7 protein-coding genes are annotated in these 7,696 nt (G+C 67.4%); 2 read left to right on the forward strand and 5 right to left on the reverse strand.

All coding sequences use genetic code 11. The features are described from left to right. The first annotated feature begins 232 nt into the window (after positions 1–232). Together QZ709_RS08125 and QZ709_RS08130 are read left to right on the forward strand one after the other, a co-directional pair. Complete coding sequence (locus QZ709_RS08125) at positions 233–760, forward strand: CBS domain-containing protein (protein WP_294636761.1); 528 nt, start codon at positions 233–235, stop codon at positions 758–760. A 41-nt stretch (positions 761–801) separates the two neighbouring features. Beyond that, positions 802–1,782 (forward strand): hypothetical protein, encoded by a 981-nt coding sequence (locus QZ709_RS08130; protein WP_294636762.1) that lies wholly within the window; start codon positions 802–804, stop codon positions 1,780–1,782. 9 nt (positions 1,783–1,791) lie between these two features. Here QZ709_RS08130 and QZ709_RS08135 read toward each other — a convergent pair whose 3' ends face one another. From QZ709_RS08135 to treY, 5 genes are all read right to left on the reverse strand, one after another. Then, the gene (locus tag QZ709_RS08135; protein WP_294636763.1) at positions 1,792–2,520 is read right to left on the reverse strand and encodes an ABC-type transport auxiliary lipoprotein family protein; all 729 of its coding nucleotides are present in this window, start codon (positions 2,518–2,520) and stop codon (positions 1,792–1,794) included. Further along, the gene (locus QZ709_RS08140; protein ID WP_294636765.1) at positions 2,517–3,491 is read right to left on the reverse strand and encodes an MlaD family protein; all 975 of its coding nucleotides are present in this window, start codon (positions 3,489–3,491) and stop codon (positions 2,517–2,519) included. The genes QZ709_RS08135 and QZ709_RS08140 overlap by 4 nt, the downstream gene beginning before the upstream one ends. After that, positions 3,488–4,249: an ATP-binding cassette domain-containing protein gene (locus tag QZ709_RS08145; RefSeq protein WP_294636767.1), complete on the reverse strand. Its 762-nt coding sequence runs from the start codon at positions 4,247–4,249 to the stop codon at positions 3,488–3,490. The genes QZ709_RS08140 and QZ709_RS08145 overlap by 4 nt, the downstream gene beginning before the upstream one ends. A 2-nt stretch (positions 4,250–4,251) precedes the next feature. Continuing rightward, positions 4,252–5,028, reverse strand: a complete 777-nt coding sequence (locus tag QZ709_RS08150) for an ABC transporter permease (protein ID WP_294636769.1) — start codon at positions 5,026–5,028, stop codon at positions 4,252–4,254. After that, positions 5,025–7,696, reverse strand: a 2,672-nt coding sequence (gene treY / locus QZ709_RS08155) for a malto-oligosyltrehalose synthase (RefSeq protein WP_294636770.1), incomplete at its 5' end; no start/stop codon positions are given. The genes QZ709_RS08150 and treY, both read right to left, overlap by 4 nt.

Below are 7,696 nucleotides of genomic sequence, written 5' to 3' on the forward strand. Positions count from 1 at the left end.
GAGGAACTCGCGCTTGCGCGTTCTCTTGGTCTTGCGTTCAAATCCAGTGGTGCTCAGGCTCATCTGCTTCATGCTGTCACTGTCTCACATTCAGGGCTGCATGCGGCGGTTTTGCAGACCATCCCTAGCTCAGGCTGCAAGCCCCATGCCCCCTGAACCCACGATGGAGGGTCGGTACGAGGCTTGCCGGTGTCAGGCCTCCATTGACCCGTTCACTCTGAAGGAGACGGACATGACACAGGTATCTCAAGCCATGACCCGGGGCGTGCGTTCGATCGCGCCGCACGACACCCTGGTGGCCGCCGCACAGGCCATGGACGAACTGGACATCGGCGCCTTGCCGGTGTGCGATGGCGACCGGCTCGTCGGCATGCTGACGGACCGCGACATCGTGATCCGGGCGGTGGCCCAGGCCTGCGCGATCGAGCAGACCAAGGTTGCGGACGTGATGACCGAAGACACCGTCTGTTGCTTCGAGGACCAGTCGGTCGACGAGGTACAGAGCCAGATGGCGGACGCGCAGATTCGCCGCGTGCCGGTGGTGGACCGCGACAAGCATCTGGTGGGAATGCTGTCGCTGGGTGACCTTGCGGTGAAGAGTTCGGAGGGCGAGGCCGGCAAGACCCTGGGCGCGATCTCGGAGCCGGCCTCACCCGATCGCTCCGGCCAGTCGCAGGCCAGCGCAGGGGCTGGCGGTGGCTCTTCGAGCCAGCAGCAGGCTTCAAGTGGCGGTGAGGGCGGTTCGTCCACGACGCACTGAGCACCCCTTACCGTTTTCTCAACTCGACCATCGGAGACACCATGAGCCCGACTGCCCATGTGGCTGAGCCCCCCACGTTGAATCGCACCGTCCCTGAGCCTCCCCTGATCACCGAGTCGACCTCCGGCCTTGCGTGGGGCGGAGCCCTCGCTGGTGCGGTGGCCGCGACGGCCTTGTCCTTCATCCTGCTCGTGCTGGGGGTGGGGTTGGGGCTTTCCAGCGTCTCGCCATGGCGCTACGAAGGGGTAGAAGGCGGCACGCTGGCCGTTTCCGCCATCGTATGGGTGACGTTCACGCAGGTGATGTCGTCGGGTCTGGGCGGCTACCTGGCGGGACGGCTGCGGGGCCGCTGGGCCCGGGTGCGTAGCTCGGAGGTGTTTTTCCGCGATACGGCCCAGGGATTGGTGGCGTGGAGTGTGGCGACACTGGTGATGGTCGGCGTGATGGGATCGGCCGTGGGCAATGTCCTGGGCGCTGCAACGCGCACCGCAGGGGCGGTGGCGAGCGGGGCGTCGAATGCGCTGAGCAGCTCGGCGGGGGAATCCGACATGGCCGGGTACTGGGTGGACACGCTGCTGCGAGCCGATCCGCTGGCTCCGGCGGCTTCTCCGGATGGGGCGGCGGTTGCACCCGCGCCAGAACGGGCACCTGCCCCGACGGAGGCGATGCGAGAACAGGAGCGGGCTCAAGCCCTGCGCGTATGGGTGAACGCCTTGCGCACAGGCGCCATGCCGGACGAGGACGTGCGGTTTCTGGCTCAGCTGGTCTTTGCCCGGACAGGCCTTCCCCCCGATGCAGCCGAGCGGCGCGTGCGAGGTCAGTTGACCAAGGCGAGGCAAGCGCTGACCGAAGCGCAGAACACCGCTCGTCAGCACGCCGACGACGCACGCCGGGCGAGCGCGTACACCGCCTTGTGGATGTTCGTGGCATTGCTCGCTGGCGCATTCGTGGCCGCCTGGATGGCCACGTTCGGGGGGCGGCACCGTGACGCGGCCGCGTTGGGCGGCACCCCGTTGGCCTGAGCAGACCCATCACCTCTTGATCGAAAGGACGACATCATGGCTGCCATCCTCTTGTGGCTTCTGGGCGTTCCGCTGCCCATCATCATCCTGCTGGCGTTGTTCGTGTTCTGAGAGCAGGCGAGACCTGCTGAGGGACGCAATCTGGGCCGCCAGCAGGTCCAGCAGCCTGCCGATGGCCACGGCCTGCGTGGCCGCCGTCGGCGGGCTGACCGGTTCGCGGTGCTTCAGCTGTCCGGCGTGCGTCAAGACGCCGGACAGCGCGGAGCGGTCCAGCCACCATTGCACATCTGCCACGAGTTCACCCTGTGGCTGAAGAAGGTCGAACGGGGCGAATTCGACCCGCAGGGTCAAGGTCTGCGGCTGAAGAGGACAGTGCCGCACGCACACAGTCCAGCCGGGCAAGGCCGCCCGCAGGCGCATGGCCAGGTGTTCCGTGATCGAGACATCAAGGCGATCGGCCCACGTGGCGTCAGTCCAATTCACAACGGTGCCGGCGCCCAGCCGGTAGCGCACATGCCGATCCAGCAGGTGCTCCGGCAGCGCCACCCGACGGATTTGCAACACCGGGGGAGCCGTCATGCCGGGCGAGAGGGGCTCCGGCGTGCCTGCCGCAGCGGGCAGGGGCAGGGGCAGGGTCAGCATCACCGGATCAGGGGCTGTGCGGCAGCTGGTGGCCAGCAGGCCACACAGGCCGATCACCAGAGCGGCGCGGCGTACCGGGGCGGGGGGAGGCATCATCGTTCCGTTTCTCCACCAAACAGGAGGGCATTGGGTCGGCGTTCAAGACGCTCGGACAGGGCGCGCAGGTTTCTCGATGCCAGGGCCAGGTCGCGTACGGCGCCTTCCAGATCGGCACGCACCGGCGCACCGGGCGCCGTGATGTCTGCGACCTGCCCGAGCGCGGTGCGGGCCGCGTCGGCTGCCTCTCGGGTGCTGCGCAGGCTGCCTTGAAGCTCGGGGGCTGTCTCCCTGACCACTTGCTCGCTTTGCCTGGACAAGGCTTCGACTGCGGCCAACGTGCTGCGCGTCTGCTGCTGGACCGCTTGCAGGGCGTTGGCCCCGACGGCGAGGGTCTCTTCGGCCTGGCGGGCAGTGCGGACCAGTTGCGCGCTGGCCTGGCCCACATGCGCCTGTGTGGCCTGCAGGGCCTGGTTGAGGCTGCGGATGGTGGTGCGCACGTCCCCCAGCAAGTCGTTGAGCGGCAAGGTGGTCAGCTGCTCGAGCAACGCGTCCAGGCGGTCGCGCGCAGCGGGAATCTCCGGTATCCGACTGCGTCCCCGGGACAGCAGGCGTGCAGGTGTACCGGGCTTGAGGTCGAGGTCGATCCCCGTCTGGCCGGTGACGACACTCTGCAGGACGAGACGGGCGCGCAGGCCACGCTGAACCAGATCCGGGATGTTGTTGAGCCGCTGGCCTTCGGGCCCGCCCATGCGAATGCTGCCCGCTCGAAGCGTGAGGCTGACCGGGATGCGGGTGGCCAGGGTATCGGGCTCGACATCGATGTCGATGTCGTCGACTTCGCCCACCTTCACGCCCCGGAAGGTCACCGGCGCGCCCACGTACAGCCCGCGCACGCTGCCTTCGAAGTACACGACGGCGCGCAGGGTGCGCCCGAACAGCCCGCCGCTGCCGAGCATGAGCACCGCCACGATCAGGAGTGCGACCGCGCCTGTGACAAAGACGCCTGTGAGCAAAGCGTGCCGTTTCATGCAATGCCCGCCTCCTCGCGGGTCAGGAAGGCGCGCACCGGCGCGGGCAGCGACGGGGTGTCCAGCAACGCACGCGGACTGCCTCGCGCCAGTGGTTGCTTGCGCTCTGCGTCCAGGAAGATGCCGTCGTCAGCGATGGCCATCAGGCTGGGGAGTTCGTGGCTCACCAGCAGCACCGCCGCGCCCGTGCGCTCTCGCAGCATGAGGATCAGGTCGTCCAGTCGCCGCGAACTCACGGGGTCCAGACCGGCCGAGGGCTCATCAAGGAACAGCAGCCGCGGCTGCGTGACGATCGCGCGCGCCAACCCGGCCCGCTTGCGCATGCCGCCGCTGAGCTGGGCGGGCTGCACCGCGGCCGCATCGGCCAGACCGACCCACCCCAACGCCTCCCGGGCGCGGTCCTCGCGTTCGCTGGCGCTCAACTCGGTGAGTTGCTCCAGCGGGAGCAGCACGTTGTCGAGCACGCTCATGGACGACCACAGGGCGGCGCTCTGGAACAGCACCCCGAATTGCTTGCGGATGCGGGTGCGTTCCTGCTCGTCGGCCTGCCAGTAGTCGCACCCGTCGTAGGCGATGTGGCCCGCGGCGGGCTCCAGCAGCCCGATCATGTGGCGCAGCAAGGTGCTCTTGCCGCAGCCACTGCCCCCCATGATGGCGAAGATCACACCGGGCGCGACGTCGAAGCTCACGTGCGACTGGATCAGCCGCTCGCCAAAGCGCATGCACAGGTCCTCGACTTGAACCAGCGGGGCACCCATGCTCAAACCCCGAGCGCGTTGGCGCAGACGGCGAACACGGCATCCAGCGCAATGACCCCGACGATGCCGGTGACCACGGCACGGGTTGCTGCCATGCCCACCCCCGCGGCATGGCGCGGTGCGTTCAGACCGTGAAAGCAGCCTGCCAGCGCCACCAGCAGCCCGAACACCACGGCCTTGCTGAAGCCCAGTGCCAAGTGCGTGCCCTGCAGCACCATGAGGCTGCGGTCCAGATAGGCTTGGGGCGCCAGCTGCAGCATGCCCCAGCCGACCAGAAAGCCGCCCAGGAAGCCGGCGGCACAGCCGTAGGCGTACAACAGCGGCATCATCACCAACAGAGCCAGTACGCGCGGCACCACCAAGTGGTCCATGGCAGGCAAGCCGAGCACTTGCAGCGCGTCGATCTCTTCGTTGGCGTGCATGGTGGCCAGCTCCGAGGCAAAGGCCGCCCCAGTGCGCCCACACATGACCACGGCGGTGATGACAGCGCCCATTTCGCGCGCCACGGCGATCGCGACGAGGTCCGCCACGAAGATGCCCGCACCGAACTTGACGAGTTGCACCGCTCCGACAAACGCCAGGATGGCGCCTACCAGCAGGTTCACTACCAGGACGATGGGCAGGGCGCGGGCGCTGCTGTCCGCGAGCACCCGTGCGAAATCGGCCTTGCGAAAGCGCCAGCGGCGCGGCAGTCCGTGCGCGATGGCCAACAACGCTTCGCCAAGAAAGGCCAGCGGGGCCAGTAGGCTGCCGAGGCCGGCATTCGGGGGCGAACTCATGCCCCGGCCTCATGAGCCTTCAGGGTCGCCTGCACCCAGGATGGCACCACCACCGCCAGAGGCCACCAGGCCAGGGCATCGGCGATGCGAAGCTGCCAGCAAGAAGCGTCGCTTTCCAGTGAGCGCATGACAGGCAGTTCCCGCCCCGTCAGCACGTCGTACCAGGTCGGGTCGGCGTCATGCGAGGCCTGTTCTGCCAGGACCGGCCAACGCAGCGTGTCGCCATCAGCCCATGGCGAGCCCCCGGTCCTCAGTCCCATGCGAGACGAAAGTACCACGCAGACTCCGTCGCCCGGGAGGTGACGCATGAAGGCGACGAGCGCGTCGGCACCGGGGCCCTCCGCGGCCAGGGGGCGATAGTCGCCGAGTTCGAACAGCCGCGGATGCCGCTGTCGCAGGGAAAGCAGCCGCCAGGTGGCCGCCATCTTGATGTGGCTGTCGGCCGGGTGACGCAGCCACTGCAGGGCGACATGCTCCTCCAGGGCGCCGTGTACGTAGGCGGCCTGCACGCTCGAGAGCAGGTGTGCCATGGCTGCGAAGTCCACGGGGCGGCGGTTGTCCGGGTCGACCAGGTTGAACTGCCAGCACTCACAGCCCTGGTAAAGATCGGGCACGCCGGGAACCGTGAACTTGAGCAGCACCTGGTTGAGGCCGTTGGCCACGCCCTGGCGGGCCACGGGCTCGATGAAAGACTGCAGGTCCGTCAGGAAGGGGTTGGGATCGAGCGTGCTCAGCAAGCGCTCGATGAACCGCGCCAGGTGGGCTTCATAGGCAAGATCCGGGTTGATCCAGCTGGTGTGGAGCTTGGCTTCGCGAACGGCCTTGAGCATGTAGCTCTGGATGCGCTCGCGCAAGGCCTCGAGTTCGGACTGGTCGGGCTGGGTCAGCGGCCAGATGCCGACGAGGGTTTGGTAAAACAGGTACTCGTCTTCCGGCTCGACCACGATGTCCATGCGTTCGGTCAGTGGCTTGTTGAGCGCCTGCCATCGCGTGAGGGCCGCGGCCCAGGCCTGCGGCATCTCCGAGAGCACACTCAGCCGGGCTCGCACGTCTTCTGACCGCTTGCTGTCGTGGGTGGAGGTGGCGACCATGGCGTGCGGCGTATGACGCAAGCGCATCAGGTTGGCCGCGTGGAAGGCCGCGACCGACACGCCGTAGCGCCGAGGGTCTCCCCCCACCTCGTTGAGCGAGAGTAGGCGGTGATACCGGTAGAACGCGGTGTCTTCCATCGCCTTGGCCATCACCGGGGCCGTGAACTGCTGCCAGCGACGGATGAAGGCATACATCGCCTTGCGGCGGGCCTCGTTGTCCTCCTCGGCGGCGTGCAGCAGCACGTCCTGAATGAAGTCGATGGCGCTGACCTCGGACGCCGGGCTGTGGCGCCTTGCCTCGGCGCAGGCCCAGTTCACGTGACGTTCGTCCACGGTGCTGACGCCTTGCTCCCCGATGTAAGTGCGGTAGACCGGATGACCCACTGCGACCTCGGTGAGCGCCTCGCGCAGGCGTTTGCGGGTGAAGTCGCAGGTGCGCCGGTCCATCGTTGCCACGCGGTGCAAGGCCTCTGTCAGGATCTGGAGGTCGCTGGCGAGCGAGGTGGACATGATGAGGCGCTTCGCGTCCTGCAGGATGCGGTCGAAGTCGGGGATCTGCCGGACAAAACCGGCATAGGCGGCATTCATCTCCGCCTCCTGGCTGGCATCGATGAACAGGCCGTTGACCAGATTGGCGAAGCGGTAACCCGTGCCGCCGTGAACCGGCCAGTCTGGCGGGATGCGTTCGTGTTCGGCCAGGATCTTTTCCACGGCGATGTAAAGGGCACGCGGCTGCACATCCCGGGCCACCTGCATGGCGACATGTCGCGACTGCAGCTGCACGAAGTAGGCCTGAGGATCGCTCAGGCCATCGGGGTGGTCGATCCGCAGCCCCTGCACCAGGCCTTCGTCCACCCATTGCATCACCGTCTGATGGGTCAGTTCGAAGACGGACTCGTCCTCCATCCGCACCGCGGCCAGCGTGCTCACGTCGAAGAAGCGTCGGTAGTTCACATCGTCGCCGGCCACCCGCCAGAAGGCGAGGCGATAGGCCTGGCGGCGCAGGAGCGCATCGAGTCCGTCCAGCGAGCTTGCGTTGCCTGGTTGTCCATTGAGCTGCAGGACCGCACCGTGCACCCACAACCGGATCCACTCGTGCGAGCGATGCAGTTCGGCGAGCTGCTGCTTCAGCAAGACCTTGTCGCGCTGGCGGCGCGCACGGTCGCCTTCGTCGGCGGTGTTGCGGTCAGGTAGCTGCCCCAATGCATCGAGCAGGGACTGCACGGCAAGCAGGATGCGCGCGCTGTCGTCGCCCGGCACGGGGGCAGCCGCACCCAGGATGGCGGGATAGTCTCGAGGGTCGATCGGGAAACGGTGCGCATGATAGTGAACCGCGAATTCGCCGCTGTCAGGGTCGAACGCCAGTTTCAGTTCACCCGCCTCCAGCACGCGGCCATAGTGGTCCCCCAGCACCGGCAGCAGCACGCGGCCCCGCAGTTCAGGCTCGGGCGGATGCCACTCGATGTCGAAAGTGCGGGCATGCACCGAGGCCGGACCGCACTCGAGCACGTCGAGCCACCACCGGTTGTCCGCTTCGAGCACGCCCATGTGGTTGGGCACGATGTCGAGCAACTGCC

Source organism: uncultured Aquabacterium sp., assembly GCF_913773725.1.
Taxonomy (GTDB): domain Bacteria; phylum Pseudomonadota; class Gammaproteobacteria; order Burkholderiales; family Burkholderiaceae_C; genus Aquabacterium.